The organism is Aquamicrobium soli (assembly GCF_042646345.1).
GTDB lineage: Bacteria > Pseudomonadota > Alphaproteobacteria > Rhizobiales > Rhizobiaceae > Mesorhizobium > Mesorhizobium soli_A.
Genome location: NZ_JBHRTK010000012.1, coordinates 419,257 through 433,970, shown reverse-complemented (window position 1 = coordinate 433,970; position 14,714 = coordinate 419,257). Strand labels below are relative to the sequence as shown.

Genomic DNA, 14,714 nt, shown 5'->3' with positions numbered 1-14,714 from the left:
CCGTGTGGGATAGCGATGGGCGCTGGCTTATCCACTGGCGCGAGGCGGATGGCGAGGAGTGGGTCGGCACATATAGGCTGATCCCGTGCTAGCTGTGGTCGGTTAGTAGCGACCTGCGGGCGCTAGACGCCATAAGCGTCGTGATGTATAGCCATGCGCGTTATGCGGCAATGCCGCCTAGAGGGATAACGCGCATGGCTGTTAGCGATATCGAGAAACTGCGCCCGGAACTGCTGGAAAAGTCTCGAGCAGAGTTGGCGCGGCTTAAGGCCGAGATCGAGTTGGCAGAAGCCGAACTTAGCCGCCGTGAGTTGGTTAAGGCAAAGGAGGCGTTAGCCGCCGAAGCCAACCAGCACATTGACGCTGTTGTCGCCGGCGTAAAGTGGCTGCATGACAACGGGCTCCTTCCAGACAAGGTTGCGGCCGGCTTCAAGCGTGAGGGCGACGGCATGTTCTCTCCGTCGATGTTCCTGCGCAATGTCACGGCAGAGTCACTGGCTGGCGGTAAGCCGCAAAAGCGTCGTGGGCGCATGACACCTGCTGAGCGCGAGGCAGCAATCGCTGCCGGTACGCTAAAGCCCAGGAAGCGGCGGGCGGCTTAAACAGAAAAGCCCCGCCTGCGGGTAGCAAGCGGGGCGGCAGGGTGGCGGGGCTATAAGAAGGTGACGGGCCGCTTATAGCAGATACCCGTCGCGCGGCCGACGATGTGCCTTGCGCCACTTCTTGCACCGCTCCAGTTTGAAGATTTTCAGGTCATCGAATCCCCAAGATCCGATCACGCCGTTCTTCTTGCCGCGAACCTTACGCAAGACAGAAACGTACCGCTTTAGTTCGCGACTGCCCTTCACGACGTAAGCCCCCTCCTCCTCACCTCAATTGCGGCCAGTCTCAATCCGGCAGCGCTTGCCGCGTGATGCTTGGCCGCTTCTTTAGCATTCCTGGCCACGTCAGCACCTACGCGCAAACGGTCGTCCGCAATATCGCGGCATCCGCGCGCGTTCTTGTCGTGCCATTGGGCTGCAAGCTCGTAGGCGGTAGCGAGGTCCATTAGGCGACTTCCCTTCTAGTAGAATTATCATTTGCCGGAAACAGACTCGGCTGCTGCCCTATTGCAAGCTCAGCGCGCGGCATCGCCGCGGGCAACAATTGTAACGCGAGTAGGCCACCCTTCGTTTCCCCGCATTCTTCAAAGCCGGCCCTGCGGAAGGTCCATCCCGTACACGGGATTTCCTCGAACCATTGTGGGCTTGACCTTGTCCCGATCAACAAAAGTCACCATGCCCAGCGGTGGCGGCTCGCCATAATGAGCGCGTGTGGCCGCGATGGCCTGCACGATCATGTCGGTAGCCTTGCCCGCTGCCTCGTTGCGGAACGCTGAGCATATCCACGCGCCGGCCCACGCATGTTTCGTAAACTCTGCGAGTGGCCATGACGTAACCCAATAGGCGCGGCCGGTTGTCGTCTGCGCTTTGAGTACAAAACACGACCCAGGCGGTACAAATTGAGGCGAGCCAACCGTCTGCCGGCTGTAATGGCGATCGGCAATATCAGCCGCAAACGGATCTGCACGGTGGCTTATATGCCAGAACATCAGTTTTCCGGTCCCTTGGCTTATCGGGCGCGTAAAACAAGCGGTAGCGCATTTCTTTGCGCTTGCGCTCGATCTCGGCTAACTCTGCATCGGTGAAGGTGCGCCTGTACCCAACGCCCCCTATTATCTTCACGCCGCCACCTCATTCAATATCTCGTACAGGCGCTCGCGCGTTGTATCGTTGTAGACGTACCGATCCGCCTCCCAATCCATCGTCTCCGACGAATGCCCGCCGCCGATACCGCCCCGACCAACAAGCCGCACGACAACGCCGCCAAGCTTTCTCACTGCCTCAGCCTCGTTCGGGAAACGGCAATCATCCACTACGACGCGCCCGCCGCTATCCAGCACTTCGTTCGCACGCGCCTCCCACAGGCCAACCCAGAAGTGCGGTCCGATAAGATCGCGCCCCCACTGCGTGCCGATCGTCTGCATGGCATAGCGCGGCGTCTTGCCCTGTAGCAGCAAGCACGGCCTTTCCTTGCCTTCGCCCTCGATATGGTAGTCGGTCAGCCCCAAGGCGCGCATAGCGTCCTTAAGCGGGCCAGCAAATTTAATCCGCTCGTAGCCATACTGGCGCACCAGGTAGTCGGCGGCGGTCGACTTGCCGCTTCCGGCCGCGCCGGAAAGGGCGATGACGCGAGGGGCATTGTCGTTGGCTGCGGGGCGAATATTGATTGGCCACAACTCACCGCAACTTCCGTCCGGTATAACGGCGCGCGGTTCGTTGGACAGCCTTGCAAACCGTAAAGGGTTGCGTTCAAGATTCATCCCGTCACCTGCTCGTCGAGGGCGGCGTCGATAAACGGGCGATAGATCGAGGCATCGTTGAAGCCGTGTTTCAGCTTTACTGCCCGCAGAACGGCATCCGTAGGCTCCCGCATCGCCTCGATAGCGGCGCGGGCATAATCCAGCGCGTGTTCACGCTCAGCCATTGTCGCGGTCTCCCACTCGTATCCACGGCCCGGCTTTTCATGCAGCGCCCGCGCTACCCGCTCTACCATAGATTCAGCCACGGCAGTTCCTTTCGTTCGACATGAACAGCGACGTACGCTTGAACGTCGCCAAGCCAACTTCGTTCATTGCTGCGATAACGGCAGCCATCAACGCGGCGCGTAGTTTGTGGTCAGGCATCTTCCGCCTCCTTCACACGTTTCGGCTCCGGCAACGGCCCGTCAGGATGTAGAGGCCCTTCCGGTCCATCGACTTTCCACGAAGGATCGGTCGCAATGCGCTTCGCCCAAGCAAGGGGATCCTTCACCAGCGGCCGGAAGCGGTTGGCGTTGAAGGGTGTATGCGGCTGGGCGTTCTCCGCGCCGAACCTGCTGTTCACGCCCTTGAGCCTAACGCCAAGGTATTCGCCAAACACGTAGTTGTTGACGATGCCAATCCATTCGATGACGTAAATTTCGCCCTCGGTAATGGCTTTATCCTTTACGACAGCGCCGCCAATGAGCGGCACCTTGTCGTCGACACAAACGACGTCGCAGCCGACGTAAAGGTCGTGGCGGGGATCGATGGTCATGATGCCAGCCAAACTCCAATCTTGCCGAGTAGGTAAAGCGGCCAGCCGAAGGCCCCTGCCGCAACCGCAAGTGCAAAGCGGGGGTCACCCCCCAAGCGCCGTGAACAGGTATCCCCATGTAACGGGGACGCCCACCGCGTATGTCAGTACCGCTCCGAGTCCAATGCACTCGCCTACTTCATCCGCTTTCACGCTGCGTCCTCCTTCCCAAACGCCCACGTGCCGCCGCGAGCCAAGCAGTAGTCGAAGAACCTCGACCTACCGATATAGCCATGCGCCACGCCGCAGCCGCCGATCTGCCAGCAAAGCCAGCCGTATAGGTGTTTCATTGTCCGGACTCGATAATGTTGGCGATATGGTCGGCAAGCGCAGGAGCAGGCGGGTAGCCCCAACCGTTCAGGTGGCGCGCAACCTCCGCGCACCGCTTGCGCTCGGCAAGAATGGCGCGGGCAATGGCCTGCTTGCACTCTAGCGACGTCGGCTGCCATGCCTTCTCCGCAGTCCTACGAATGTCCTCCGGTATCATGCTCACGCTGCTTGCTCCTTCCAGAATTGATAGGCCCTATCCGCATCCGACGCCTCACGATCGGCTTCGGGATATTCGGGTGGCGGATTGTCGATGCGGCCAAACAAGTCGTTCGCTAGAGATAGAAACTCCCGTTCGGCTCTCCCCGGCGGCCAGAATTGCAACGATACGCCAAGCGGCAGGTCGTGCCTCTTGTGCCAGTCCATAGGCTTCATGTTCTGGCGGATTTCATCAGCCAGGATTCGGTTGTCGGCCTCGTGGACGGCTGTAGGCAGATCGTCTTCATAGCCGGTAAGATCGAACGCCTCCGCGATCACCGCCCACAGCGCGCTTTCCGCCCTGCGATAGTCCGGCAAGCTGCGCTTGAGCGGGCGCGGCACGTCCGTCAAGTAAGCCTCCGTCGCATCGTGCAGCAGTCCGGCAAGCGTCACTTCTGGCTTGTAATTGCGCTCTTCCAGCCATCTGGCGACATGAACCGAATGCTCCGCCACAGAATAAAACCGCAGACTGTGCCCGCCGTACCGACAAAGCATTGACAGCGCGTGCGCAATGTCACGAATATCCACATCCTCAGGGCGAGCATCCAGCGGCCAGAACTTGCGTCCTGTGTATGTCTGCATCCAGTCGCCACGGCGCTGGCCGGGCGCCCGAGGATGGTCGTCAGTATATAGCACGTCTACCGTGCCCCACGGCCGTGCGCGCTGCTCGCCAGCCGGCACGTTGTCGTTGGCGTACATAGATGCAGGCGCAGGCGCGCGCGTTACAACGAGAGACGGGAAGGTGTTCACGCCCCCCTTGTCGTTGGAAATGCCCGGCACCCACGACAGGTCGGCGGTTTCGACTGTCTGACAGCGTTTTACTGCCTCCGAAGCCCACCGTTCTCGTATCGTTGGCGCCCCCTCCACGGCAAGGCGGGCGGCGGTGTCTTTGCAGTTGGGGTCGGCACGACCGTAATTCGGTGCGTAGGTGATATTGCCCAATTCCATCAGCACACCTCGTCGTAAATGCGGTTAGCTTCCTCGCGCGACATTTCCGGGTGCGAAAGCATCATCTCGCCCACCACCCAAGACCGGCGTTGCGCTTCCCGTTCGGGCTTGGTCATGACGTGGTTTTTGGCCTTCTCCAAAAGCGCTGCAAGTTCCGCGCTCATAGGCTTTGGCTCATCCATCATCAGCCGTGTCACGCCGCCCTCCTAACCGACACTTCGAAGTCGCCCACTCCAATCTTCCTGCGGGTGACGCCGCTCATCTTTGCCGTCATTGTGTCGCCGATCTTTAGCTGCGCATGTGATGCGCAGCAGATTGCTATTGCAGCCGTGGCAAATGCAGATTGCTCCCCGTCGTCGACGTTCTTGAACTCGGTTAGTTTCCCGTTGATCTTCGCGGGCCAGCCGTCTGCGTAGTAGACGACCTCCGGCGTTAGGTTTGCGGCGCGACTAATTACCCACCTGGCCGCCCGCCACATCAAGCTATGTGGTTTCACACCACCCTCCTTGCTTTCTGGCTGTTGTCGCTCGCTGTGAAGAATGTGCCGACCATAATCTGACGCACCCATTCCGCTTCATCCTTGGCGGGCAGGAAATAGTAGTCGTTGCCCATGCGTTCGCGCAGGACGGCTCGCGCTTCTTTTTCAGTCACGCCACAGCCCTCCGTTCGTTGTTGTCATTCGCGGCAACCAATTTGCTGGCGCCAAACACCATTTCAGGCCGCAGCGTCGACCTCCCAACTTCGCCGAATCGCTTATGGTAGGTAATGCGCTTGGCCGAACGCCCCGACATGAACCCTCCGGCTGCAGCGTAAGCATCCTTGCCTGCGAGCGTTTCATGCTGTTCAATGGGAAATAGCGTGTTACTCGGGCTTCTAGCATCGGAGTGCTTGTGGCCTATGTGCCCAAAGTGAAACCTGCAGCGCCCGTACATTTCGCGGAACATGCTGGCGAACACGCGGTCGACGTCTCCTAGGCCGCGTTTGTGGCCGTGGTGATAGAAGAGTGCTGTCTCCCCCCACTCAAAAGCGTAATAGAGCGCAGGGCTACTATCAACGCTAATGCGCGTTTCGCGCTCGTACATGACGGCAAGCATCTCTCGCAGCCACGCAGATGAAGCGGGATCGTGGTTGCCGGACGCCATCACGACATGCACGTGCTGATGTGTGTCAAGCAACATGCTAATGACGCGCCTGATGGTGCGTATTACGACGCGGATAATCTTTTGTAGCCGTGAGTCAGCATCCAGGACGTGCTTGTGCGCCGGGGTAACTGACTCCAGAGCATCGTGGTGCATCAAGTCGCCCAGCTGCGCCATTATTGCAGTATGCCCTCGGGGCGACTGCGTAATTTCTGCGGCGAACCAATCAAGCAGAAGTTGCTCGGCAATCCGCAAATCGTAATCCGCGCCAGCCTCCTCCCACCATGCAAGCATCCCGAAATGGTTGTCGGTTACCGTGAACTGATTAGCCAGATCGGCGTAATCGATAGCAGGTGCTGCCGTCGGTGTAAGCCGCGGAATCTCCTCCTTGACCGCATCCACCATAGCCCGCAGCGTATCGGCCTGCTGCTCGGCAGTTGCCCGCTCCATGATGTGCTGCGTGATGATGCGGCCTTCCGCATCAACCAGCGTAGTCTTGCCTTTGACGGGCAGCGTTGGCGTGTATTCCTCGCCATGCTCCTTGCGCTGCTTTATGTACGTCCCGTTCGGCGTCGTCGTCAGCGCGTCAATGCGATACCCCGGCATCGTCTCGACGCCAGGCGCGACAAGCCCGCGTTCCGCGGCGCGCCGCATACGGTTCTGGAACGTGCTGCGGGCAATGCCAAGGCGGGAAGCCGCCTCGCTATCGCTGTCGCACGCGGCGCGCATGATTGCCGCCTCTAGGGCGGTGTCGTCGGTCATGGGTGGTGTGGGCATTACGCCTCCGAGAAAATTAACGAAAAGAACGACGTCAATGCTGCGATGATGTAGACGGTAGTCATGGTCGGCCCTTGAGGGTCGCAACCCCAAGCGACCATGATTCCGATAAGCGCCAGCCATACCGGCGCGACAAGTATAATCAGCATTGGCCTTCCTTCACGATGCGGTAGGCGGTTATCGAGGTGTTTGGTGCCCGCCAGTTTAGATAATCAGCAAATTCCGTAAGGCGCTTGCCGCTACCGAACAGCACCTCAACCAGCACATCGTCGCTTACAGGCTGCGCTCCGCCCTTCCATTCGATCCAGTCGGTCACTTCGTCACCTCAATAGCAGCGCGTCCAGCCCAATATGCAGGGGCTGCAGCACCGGCTAGTGTCGCGTCTATGCCGCAAGTGGAACTCTCCCCGCACCTGTGGTTTACGTAGTAGCCGCCGGTCAGAAAAGCGGCTGCGATATACAGCAATACGGCGATCACATTCCGCATTGCAGCACCGTATTATGCAGGCAGTGATTGACGCCGACCTCGAACGACGTGCGCTTGTAATCGGTATACGCATTACCGACGCCAGTCGTGGAACAGCCGGCGAGGGTGAACAGTACGGCAACGATCGCTAGTGCGCGCATCACACCCTCCCCATAACCCGGCAGATTTCCGTTGACGGCACCATGTAGCTGTACGGAAACACACCACGCGGCGTGACCATGCCGCTGACAAGAATTCCTCGCACCGTGTATCCGTCTGCGTCGTAAACCGGCCCGCCGCTAACACCCGGCGCGGCCGTGGCATCCAGCGTCACAAGCACGCGCCACAAGCCGTTGTTGTCCAGGTTCTCGAAGCCGGTCTTGCCGAAAGCGCTAACACGGCCCCACGACACTGCAAACTCAACAGCATTCGGGTTGCCCTCGATGCGGATTGCGTCACCGATCTTGGTGGCGTCGCAGTCAAGGTTAGCCTTGCGCATTCCATGCCAATCGTCGACGCGAATGAGCGACACGTCACTGGCATGGTTGAGCCAAAGCACTTCGGCCTTATGCTCCTTGCCGGTCGAATCCTTTACGGAAATGGTCTTCTGATTTTCGGTAACATGGCCGGCCGTAATGACGTAGCCGTTGCCGATATGGACGCCGCTACCATGGCCAGCGTCCATGATCACCTTTACGGTTGGCGACGGCGCATTCGTTGCGCCAGTAGTGGTGTTGTCAACATTCACCGCACAGCCGGCGAGCAAAGCCGCCGCTGCAATCGCAATAAGCGTGCGCATGGTGGTGGTTCCTGGTTGGTTAGTCGGACGCGCCGCTAAATGCAGCGCTGGTTCTGTGGCAATTTAAGTAAGTGAAATCTGCGTATCGGCGTCAAGTACAAAAACAAAAAAGCCCCGCTCCTTGCGGGGCGGGGCTGATATTAGGAGCGACGCTGTGGCCGCTGCAGAATGATGTTGTCTATGCGCTCGGCGATTCCGTCGATGCGCGACCCAAGCGACTCAATGGCGCGCAGCAATGCGTTGGTCTGTTCCTGCATCCCGGCCTTGGTGGCGAAAGTCTCGGCCGCGTGCAATTTTTGCGCGGCTAGGTCGTCCCTTACCTGGCCGATCTTGCCGTCCACATATTTCCAGACGCCAAAGGCGTAGCCGAATAGCAGCAGGACAAAACCCACCGCCCCCATAATCTCGGCGGGAGTCATCTGGCCTTCCAGCTTTCTACGGCCTTCTTGGCGGTATGCCCGCCCATGTAGAGGCCTGTGTAGGTGATAAACAGCGTCACGAACGTCGGAACGTCCATCGCCAGAATCAGCGGGCTCGTCAAAACGATGTTGAGCAGCGGCACGATCGCCACCAGATGGATGGTCAGGCCGAGGAACACCCACATTCCGAACGGGCGCCATGCCCAAGTCCACGTCGGGCCATCCTTGTCCATTTCGGCCTTCAGCGTCTCATTCATAAGCCGCTGCGACTCGACGTACTGCGCCAGCATGTCGGCCGCTTCAGGTTCTGCGGCAACCAAGGCGTCCTGCACCTTGTCTGGCGGCTGGTCCTGAATCTGGTCAACCGGCACGCCAAGCTTGCCGGCCACCACGTCGATCACATCGCCGGCCAGTTTGCCGCCGTCGCCGAACCTATCGGCGAATATGCTTTTGATGACAGGCACGGCAACCGTGCCCGCCAGGTCTAGAAGAATTGCGGGGATCATTTTGGGGCCTCACCGGCTAACTCTTTGAGTAGGCTGTTCCACTCGTCCGCCAGTAGGTGGAGGGTCGTCGTCGCGCCTTCTCCCCACTGATTGGCGCCGGGTCCGCTGGGGTCGCCCCTGACGCTAATGGCTATGGATCCGTCGTCCTCCCGGCCGATGTTGATGTACCCAGGGAACGACGGGGCCATTGTAGTGTAGGCTGCAATAAGCTTTCTCATTTGGTGTCTTTCGCGGCTGTTACGGATTTGGCGCCAAACCAACGCTGGAACCACGCCGCCAGCAACGCCCATAGGTTAGTCGTGGTGGCGGTCGGCTTCTCGGGCGTCGTCGTGGCAACGCCATACCCTTCGGCCTTCAGGCTCGCGTCATAATCGCGCGCGATTGCCGCGATGCTGGCTGCCTTGTCAGTACCGTTGATGATGCGCCGTGCGCCTGCGAAGTCCGACCTCGACAAGGTGATATAATCGGCCAGTCGCTTGCCGGTGAACCAACCTTCCTTCATGCCGGTGACGAGGATGGGCGCGGCGTAGCGGGATTCCAGCAGCTTCTTGGGGGCGGCTACAAAATCCACGCCAAGCTTTTTGCTGGCTTTCTCGTAGTTCGCCTTCCACGTCAATTGGACGTAGCCCATGCCGACATACGGATAGTATTTCTTTTGGCGCAGGTACGCCTCGCCGCCGTACTCGCGTACCGGCTTCATCGTGCGCGCGGTTTCCCAGTAAGCCGTAGCGAGCACATAGGCTGCCTGGTTGCGGAGCAACCCCGCAGCCTTGCAGGCGTCGACGATCAGGCGAGTGTCGCCAATATTCAGGTTCATGGGGTCTCCTTTAGGCGGGCGGCCGGGTGCCCGGCAGGTGCTGGCCGCTATTCTTCCCGCAGCCGCTTCGCTGCCGCGGTCCCACGCCGCTGCCAGCGGGCAAGTTCGATCGCGCAGTGGTTTGGCTCGATCAGCCGCGACATCAGCCGGCAGAACCGGCATTGCGTGCCGTGACTGCCTGCGATGCGGGCGCATAGGGTTTGGTTGGGCTGGCCGCCGGTGGCGCGATTGAGCAGCCGCGACAGGCGGCCGAGCAGCGACGGACGGCGCGTAGAAGTGCTGCCCAGGCACGGGGTGCGCGGCATGGCTGATTTCCTGGTTGATTGGTTGGGTGGTGGGGCTATGCTGGCTCTGTCCAGACTCCTAACCCCGTGCTGGGCAGTCTAGGGCCCGGCCGCTTACCGCGGTTGGCGACCGGGCTTTTACGGCACCACCCGCCACGGATAATCGGTCCCGGCCGGTACCGGATCGACCCGAGCGCTCGACAGCACCTCGGACGAGATATCGGCCCCGTGATAGAGCAGCACGTCCTGCCAGGTCGCACCGGAGCCGCACAGCGAGCGATCGCCGATCAGCCGACAGGCATTGTCGGGCAGATCGCGCAGAGCCTCGTCCAACGCATCGAGCGCGATCCAGACGTGATAGCCCGATGCGGTCACCTCGGCCGAAACGAGCACGGGGTTTTCGGGGTCTGCCATGTCCCAGACGGCATCCTGCAGGATGACGCGGGGCTGGTAGGCCCGCGACGATCCGTATTGCTCCATGAGGGCGTCAGCGTCGTCTTGCGTCGCGCAGTGGACAAGATGGTCGATCATGACAGCATCCCCGGAAGTTGGGCGGGATCATAGGCTTTGGGCAGGATACGCATGCTGGCGATGGTGCCGTACCATTCGGCCTTGTTCCATGTCGTGCCAACCATAAAGTCGGATAAGTCAGGCATCGGACCGGCGTATGACGTGATCACTTGTGGAGCATTACCGTCTACCGCAAGGGCGATTTGACCGGATTTAAACGACAACGCTGCCGCAAGGTCCGTATTGTCGCCGACCGTAAACGGTGACGTTATCCGGGCGGCTTCGACAGCGCCAACAGTTACAACCGCTACGATGTTTTTGGCCGTGTTGCGCACGACTACAATTCGGTTGGCATTAGACGTGGTGCCCAGTCCCCAGTGGAATAGCGTCTGACTAACTGAGCCACCACCGATCCCCGCCGCCGTCCGCCCCCGGATAACCACCGTGCCCTCGGGCGTGCCGGCTCGCGCAAAGGAGAGGCTATCGGCAAGGCGCTGTGCGGCGGCAGTGGTGGTTTCAATGTAGCTGGTCGGGAACGAACCAACTTCGATCTGCGCACCGCCGATTTCTATGGTCATATCTACGGGTACGCCAGAGGACGCAGTAAATCTAAATTCTTGCCTGACGGTTAGTGCTGACGCGGTTGTTCCTGCACCAACACCAAGTCGTCGCGCGGCTGCAAGAGTGGGCATACCATCAAATAAATTGAAAGAAGGTGTGCTCCCACTAGAGGCGTTGACAAGATTGATTAAGCCATTACCGGCTCCAGCTATTCCACGCACGAAGCAAGAGGCCACCACGCCCGGGTCGGTGGCCTGACGGCCCACAGCGTTCGAACATTGCATCCTGAATACACCTGACGAAGTAGGTGTGCCCGAAATGCGAACTCGGCAGCCGCCGATAACCGGATCAATGTTGGTAGCCAAAACCTCGACAGTCAGTCCAAGGGCTGCGACTGCGCCCCAACCCGTGGGGAGCGCGCCACCAGAACCAACAACACCAATCGTACCATCGCGTCCTCCCGACTGTGTGATAAGATTGGTCGCCGCCCCCTCGGCCCGATACCCCAGCGCAGCCCCAGTAACCGGATCGTAGACCAGGCGCGGCACGTTCGGACCGAACTTCTTGAGCGCCTTGTCGGGGCCGTAGCCCCACGCATCGGAGGCGCGGGAATACGACCCGTTGCCGACCCGCCGCACCGCGTCCAGCGTGGAGTAGGGCTTGCCATCGATCCAGCCCTTGCCGATCGTCCAGTCGATCTGCATGTCGGGGAGAGTGTTGTCAGGCCCTCTCTTCACCCATGCAGGCACGGTTGCCGGAATCGTCGGCCATTTGCCTTGCGCTCGGTAGGCAAGAGCATCCTCAAGCGACCAGATGCCCGGTGCGCCTTCGATGCTCGGCTCCTGAAAATGGTTCCAATCCATCACGCGATTTCCTCGTAGGACGCCGTAGCGACGAGAGCCAGGCCCATGCCGGTGATCTTGTCGCCTTCCTCGAGGTAGATTTTGCTCGCCGGAACCTCCAGCGTGGCGTTGCCTGGCAGGACAAGATTGCTCACCAGTTTGACGGTGGCGGCGGGTGCTGCGTTGACCACCGAAAGGTTGAGCGTGACCGGATCATCGGTTGGGTTGGCGACCAGCAGATTGGCCATGCGCAACACCTTGGCCGACGCGGCAGCGTTGGCGACGATGTCGGTTGCCGTGGCGCCGAGCGTGACGGTTACGGTGCGGCCGTAGATCGAAGTGAGAGCGACGATGTTGGGTGCTGCCATGATGATTAAGCTCCAAAGATGAGTGACATGACGGCGGCTGCACGAGCCGCCTTGGTTGCGCTTGCTGCGGATGCGGTCTCGCTGGCGCCGGCTGCAGCGGCGTGTTCCTTGGCCGACTTGGTGCCTACGCCGCCCGGCTCGTGTCCTTCAGCCCACGCGGCAGCAGAATCAGCGGCTCCTGGGGCCGCCTTGATCGCGTCGATATCGGTGGCCGCCGCGTCGATGCTGGCGATGTTGTCGGTGACGGTTTGCAGCGGATCAGCCAGCGGCATGACCTCATCGCGGAGGGTCTTCACCTCGTCTCGATACCCGCGCGCCTCAACCGCGTATTCGCCAGCCTCGAGCGCGGCCGCGCGGGCGTCGTCGACGACGGGCGGTGGGACCAGTTCTGAGATATCGGTGAGGTTGGCGGTGGGTGCGTCCGGAACGACCACGCGCCACTCGGGGTACGACGTCATGCCAAGGTTGCCGACGGCTGCGGCGAGCACGCTCACCTTGTAGTAGGTGCCGGCATGGCCACGCGAGTTGGGCCACAGATCGACCTCTACCTGCCCGTCATCGCCGATTTTGACCACGACCGGCGACGGCATGATGATCGTGGTGCCATCCTGGTCGCGTGTCGTCATCGTAAACTTGACGGTCGCGTTGACCATGGCTTTGCCGGCCGGATCGAGGATCGACCCGGTCACATGACACTTGTCCATCGACATCAGCCTCCAAAAACCATGGAAAGAGCAATCGCCTTGCCAGGTGTGGCGGCGCCTACCTGCGCGGCGGTGACTTCGTGGGGGTTGGCCTTGTTGGCGACATGGATTCCCAGCGCCGACGCCGTGTCGGTGTCGACTGGACCGGTGGCCCCCCGCACATCAAACGGCCCGTCCCAGCCACTCGCCGTCTTGCGGTAGATCGACAGATCGTGGCCCGCCTCGGCATAGAGCCAGAGATAGCCAACCGCCGGCACCGGATCGAGCGCGTCACGCTCGGCGATCGTGCCGCTGCCATCAGGATGGATTCCGACCAGCGACAGGCGCTGGATGATGGTGGCCAGCCGGTCGTTTGTCCACGCGGCGCGCGTTGCCTCGGAGGTATCGCGGGCGATCGCATAGGCCGCACCGGTCGCGTCGACGCCCGTCCACGGATAGGCCAGCGTCAGGCTCGTGTCGCTCTCCACGGACAGGATCGGGATCGAGATGCCACCGCACGAAAACAGCCCGCCCGTCACCAGCGCGACGGCCCAGCCGGTCAGGTTGCCGGTGACAATAGCAGAGCCGGCCGACACGCTCACCGTGCCGGTGTTGTAGATCAGAGATGTCATGGATGCCTCGACTAAGTCTCGACGGTGTTCTGGAAGACCCAATACCGCCAGTTGGTGGGCGTCGGGCGGATGACGCCGGACACCGGCTTATAGACCGATAGTTCGAACCGATCCGTGTAAGACCTGATCTCGTAGTACGGAAGGTGGTAGGCGTCCGACCCGTCAGCAAACGAGATGACATACGGGGTCTGGTCCGACGTGCCGTCGCTATTCAGACCGGCCACCAGGATGATTGGCGGGCTCGGGAACGGTGCGTCGAAGGTGACGATCGATTGTAGGTACAGGTTGCTCAAGAGCCCCGAGAATGGCCCTGGCGTCACCACCCCCGTCTTGACGATACGCGCCGCAACCAGTGCAGAGGAAAACTGCATTTCGCCGATCGCGGCCGTGTCGACGTCGAAACCAGGCCTCGCGACCTCGATGCCGTCGGCGGATATTCTGGCGCGCGGCATCAGGCCCCTCTCCGAAGCAGGATCATGTGGGCACCGGCGGGCGACTTTCGTCCCTGCGACCCTTTCAGGAACCGCACGTCGATCTGCGTCGAACTGATGACCTGATGCATCACTTGCCAGGAATCCACGTTGTAGCCATTCTGGTCGCTGCCGGAGCCTCGGTCGCGCGGCATGGGGTAGATCGCATCCGCACTGCTCACCGCGGACATGAATAGCAGCACGACGGGATCAGCCGTCACGTCCGGCACGGTGGCACTCACCGTCTGATCCCGGCCGCCGTTACCAACATATCCGGCAAACGGACAGGCCACGAAGCCAAAGAAGTACGGCTGCGCGAACAGGAAATCCTCATGGAACAGCAGGTTCTCCGGCGCGGCAGTATCTACGTCGAATCCGGGCTTGGATATCCTGATCTTCGGGAGTTCGATGATACATCGCTTCATGGCGTGACCGCCAGTCGATATGCCTGCCAAGCTATGTCGACATAGCTCACGCTCAATGCCAAAGTGATGGTGATGCCAGTCTGGCTCACCGTCAGACGTTGATTTACATACCCGGCGCCGGCCGGCACGATGAACGGTCTCCACTGGGGGCCATTGCTCAAGCGAAACTGGAAGGTGCAAAGCGGAATGAAATCCAGCGACCAACTCGCTATTTTTTTGGTATTGTCGCCGTTGTTGAAGCGATAAATCCCATGCGCGATCACCGACAGCGTGCCGATATCGTCGCTGTCAAAGATCACCTTGTTTGGCGGAGTCGCCATGTCGTCGGCGTCGTAGCCGGGCTGAACGAAGCGCATGCGGTTATGACCGCCAACTGGCTTGATGTATCC

At 60.5% G+C, this 14,714-nt stretch carries 27 protein-coding genes; 1 reads left to right on the top strand and 26 read right to left on the bottom strand.

Annotated elements, in window-relative coordinates; genetic code table 11:
- Window positions 1–194 precede the first annotated feature (194 nt).
- Entirely contained in the window at window positions 195–602 is a 408-nt protein-coding gene (locus tag ACFOHJ_RS11885; RefSeq protein WP_378220716.1) for a hypothetical protein, read from the top strand.
- Window positions 603–1,186: 584 nt separating this feature from the next.
- On the opposite strand, the gene ACFOHJ_RS11880 is transcribed toward ACFOHJ_RS11885, so the two are convergent.
- The 26 genes from ACFOHJ_RS11880 to ACFOHJ_RS11755 all read right to left on the bottom strand — a co-directional run bounded on the left by ACFOHJ_RS11880 (window position 1,187) and on the right by ACFOHJ_RS11755 (window position 14,681).
- The gene (locus ACFOHJ_RS11880; RefSeq protein WP_378220715.1) at window positions 1,187–1,591 is read right to left on the bottom strand and encodes a hypothetical protein; all 405 of its coding nucleotides are present in this window, start codon (window positions 1,589–1,591) and stop codon (window positions 1,187–1,189) included.
- Between the two features lie 129 nt (window positions 1,592–1,720).
- A complete protein-coding gene (locus ACFOHJ_RS11875; RefSeq protein WP_378220714.1) occupies window positions 1,721–2,362 on the bottom strand; it encodes a deoxynucleotide monophosphate kinase in 642 nt (213 codons plus the stop codon).
- Window positions 2,359–2,526: a hypothetical protein gene (locus ACFOHJ_RS11870; RefSeq protein WP_378220713.1), complete on the bottom strand. Its 168-nt coding sequence runs from the start codon at window positions 2,524–2,526 to the stop codon at window positions 2,359–2,361. Before ACFOHJ_RS11870 ends, ACFOHJ_RS11875 begins: the two co-directional genes overlap by 4 nt.
- A gap of 73 nt (window positions 2,527–2,599) precedes the next feature.
- Window positions 2,600–2,725 (bottom strand): hypothetical protein, encoded by a 126-nt coding sequence (locus ACFOHJ_RS11865; protein ID WP_378220712.1) that lies wholly within the window; start codon window positions 2,723–2,725, stop codon window positions 2,600–2,602.
- Entirely contained in the window at window positions 2,718–3,116 is a 399-nt protein-coding gene (locus ACFOHJ_RS11860; RefSeq protein ID WP_378220711.1) for a hypothetical protein, read from the bottom strand. Before ACFOHJ_RS11860 ends, ACFOHJ_RS11865 begins: the two co-directional genes overlap by 8 nt.
- Before the next feature lie 325 nt (window positions 3,117–3,441).
- On the bottom strand, window positions 3,442–3,648 hold the full coding sequence (locus tag ACFOHJ_RS11855) for a hypothetical protein (RefSeq protein ID WP_378220710.1): 207 nt from the start codon (window positions 3,646–3,648) through the stop codon (window positions 3,442–3,444).
- Window positions 3,645–4,628, bottom strand: coding sequence for a hypothetical protein (locus ACFOHJ_RS11850; protein ID WP_378220709.1), 984 nt, complete (start codon window positions 4,626–4,628; stop codon window positions 3,645–3,647). Before ACFOHJ_RS11850 ends, ACFOHJ_RS11855 begins: the two co-directional genes overlap by 4 nt.
- On the bottom strand, window positions 4,628–4,825 hold the full coding sequence (locus ACFOHJ_RS11845; protein ID WP_378220708.1) for a hypothetical protein: 198 nt from the start codon (window positions 4,823–4,825) through the stop codon (window positions 4,628–4,630). Before ACFOHJ_RS11845 ends, ACFOHJ_RS11850 begins: the two co-directional genes overlap by 1 nt.
- Window positions 4,822–5,124, bottom strand: a complete 303-nt coding sequence (locus tag ACFOHJ_RS11840; protein ID WP_378220707.1) for a hypothetical protein — start codon at window positions 5,122–5,124, stop codon at window positions 4,822–4,824. Before ACFOHJ_RS11840 ends, ACFOHJ_RS11845 begins: the two co-directional genes overlap by 4 nt.
- Entirely contained in the window at window positions 5,121–5,279 is a 159-nt protein-coding gene (locus ACFOHJ_RS11835) for a hypothetical protein (protein ID WP_378220706.1), read from the bottom strand. Before ACFOHJ_RS11835 ends, ACFOHJ_RS11840 begins: the two co-directional genes overlap by 4 nt.
- On the bottom strand, window positions 5,276–6,529 hold the full coding sequence (locus ACFOHJ_RS11830) for an oxidoreductase (protein ID WP_378220705.1): 1,254 nt from the start codon (window positions 6,527–6,529) through the stop codon (window positions 5,276–5,278). Before ACFOHJ_RS11830 ends, ACFOHJ_RS11835 begins: the two co-directional genes overlap by 4 nt.
- Window positions 6,530–6,686: 157 nt before the next feature.
- The gene (locus ACFOHJ_RS11825) at window positions 6,687–6,860 is read right to left on the bottom strand and encodes a hypothetical protein (protein ID WP_378220704.1); all 174 of its coding nucleotides are present in this window, start codon (window positions 6,858–6,860) and stop codon (window positions 6,687–6,689) included.
- Between the two features lie 157 nt (window positions 6,861–7,017).
- The gene (locus tag ACFOHJ_RS11820) at window positions 7,018–7,170 is read right to left on the bottom strand and encodes a hypothetical protein (protein WP_378220703.1); all 153 of its coding nucleotides are present in this window, start codon (window positions 7,168–7,170) and stop codon (window positions 7,018–7,020) included.
- Window positions 7,170–7,808 carry a trypsin-like peptidase domain-containing protein gene (locus ACFOHJ_RS11815; RefSeq protein ID WP_378220702.1) on the bottom strand — a complete coding sequence of 213 codons (639 nt, stop codon included), beginning with the start codon at window positions 7,806–7,808 and terminating at the stop codon, window positions 7,170–7,172. Before ACFOHJ_RS11815 ends, ACFOHJ_RS11820 begins: the two co-directional genes overlap by 1 nt.
- A 140-nt stretch (window positions 7,809–7,948) precedes the next feature.
- On the bottom strand, window positions 7,949–8,227 hold the full coding sequence (locus ACFOHJ_RS11810; protein ID WP_378220701.1) for a hypothetical protein: 279 nt from the start codon (window positions 8,225–8,227) through the stop codon (window positions 7,949–7,951).
- The gene (locus ACFOHJ_RS11805) at window positions 8,224–8,733 is read right to left on the bottom strand and encodes a hypothetical protein (RefSeq protein WP_378220700.1); all 510 of its coding nucleotides are present in this window, start codon (window positions 8,731–8,733) and stop codon (window positions 8,224–8,226) included. Before ACFOHJ_RS11805 ends, ACFOHJ_RS11810 begins: the two co-directional genes overlap by 4 nt.
- Before the next feature lie 214 nt (window positions 8,734–8,947).
- Window positions 8,948–9,550 (bottom strand): hypothetical protein, encoded by a 603-nt coding sequence (locus ACFOHJ_RS11800; RefSeq protein WP_378220699.1) that lies wholly within the window; start codon window positions 9,548–9,550, stop codon window positions 8,948–8,950.
- Between the two features lie 47 nt (window positions 9,551–9,597).
- A complete protein-coding gene (locus tag ACFOHJ_RS11795) occupies window positions 9,598–9,855 on the bottom strand; it encodes a hypothetical protein (protein ID WP_378220698.1) in 258 nt (85 codons plus the stop codon).
- A gap of 117 nt (window positions 9,856–9,972) precedes the next feature.
- Window positions 9,973–10,365 carry a hypothetical protein gene (locus ACFOHJ_RS11790; protein WP_378220697.1) on the bottom strand — a complete coding sequence of 131 codons (393 nt, stop codon included), beginning with the start codon at window positions 10,363–10,365 and terminating at the stop codon, window positions 9,973–9,975.
- A complete protein-coding gene (locus tag ACFOHJ_RS11785) occupies window positions 10,362–11,768 on the bottom strand; it encodes a phage head spike fiber domain-containing protein (RefSeq protein WP_378220696.1) in 1,407 nt (468 codons plus the stop codon). Before ACFOHJ_RS11785 ends, ACFOHJ_RS11790 begins: the two co-directional genes overlap by 4 nt.
- Window positions 11,768–12,115, bottom strand: a complete 348-nt coding sequence (locus ACFOHJ_RS11780) for a hypothetical protein (protein WP_378220695.1) — start codon at window positions 12,113–12,115, stop codon at window positions 11,768–11,770. Before ACFOHJ_RS11780 ends, ACFOHJ_RS11785 begins: the two co-directional genes overlap by 1 nt.
- 5 nt (window positions 12,116–12,120) lie before the next feature.
- Entirely contained in the window at window positions 12,121–12,825 is a 705-nt protein-coding gene (locus ACFOHJ_RS11775) for a hypothetical protein (protein ID WP_378220694.1), read from the bottom strand.
- Window positions 12,825–13,430: a hypothetical protein gene (locus ACFOHJ_RS11770; RefSeq protein ID WP_378220693.1), complete on the bottom strand. Its 606-nt coding sequence runs from the start codon at window positions 13,428–13,430 to the stop codon at window positions 12,825–12,827. Before ACFOHJ_RS11770 ends, ACFOHJ_RS11775 begins: the two co-directional genes overlap by 1 nt.
- An 11-nt stretch (window positions 13,431–13,441) precedes the next feature.
- Complete coding sequence (locus ACFOHJ_RS11765) at window positions 13,442–13,882, bottom strand: hypothetical protein (RefSeq protein WP_378220692.1); 441 nt, start codon at window positions 13,880–13,882, stop codon at window positions 13,442–13,444.
- Entirely contained in the window at window positions 13,882–14,325 is a 444-nt protein-coding gene (locus ACFOHJ_RS11760) for a hypothetical protein (protein ID WP_378220691.1), read from the bottom strand. The genes ACFOHJ_RS11765 and ACFOHJ_RS11760 overlap by 1 nt, the downstream gene beginning before the upstream one ends.
- Window positions 14,322–14,681, bottom strand: a complete 360-nt coding sequence (locus tag ACFOHJ_RS11755) for a hypothetical protein (protein WP_378220690.1) — start codon at window positions 14,679–14,681, stop codon at window positions 14,322–14,324. The genes ACFOHJ_RS11760 and ACFOHJ_RS11755 overlap by 4 nt, the downstream gene beginning before the upstream one ends.
- Window positions 14,682–14,714 lie beyond the last annotated feature (33 nt).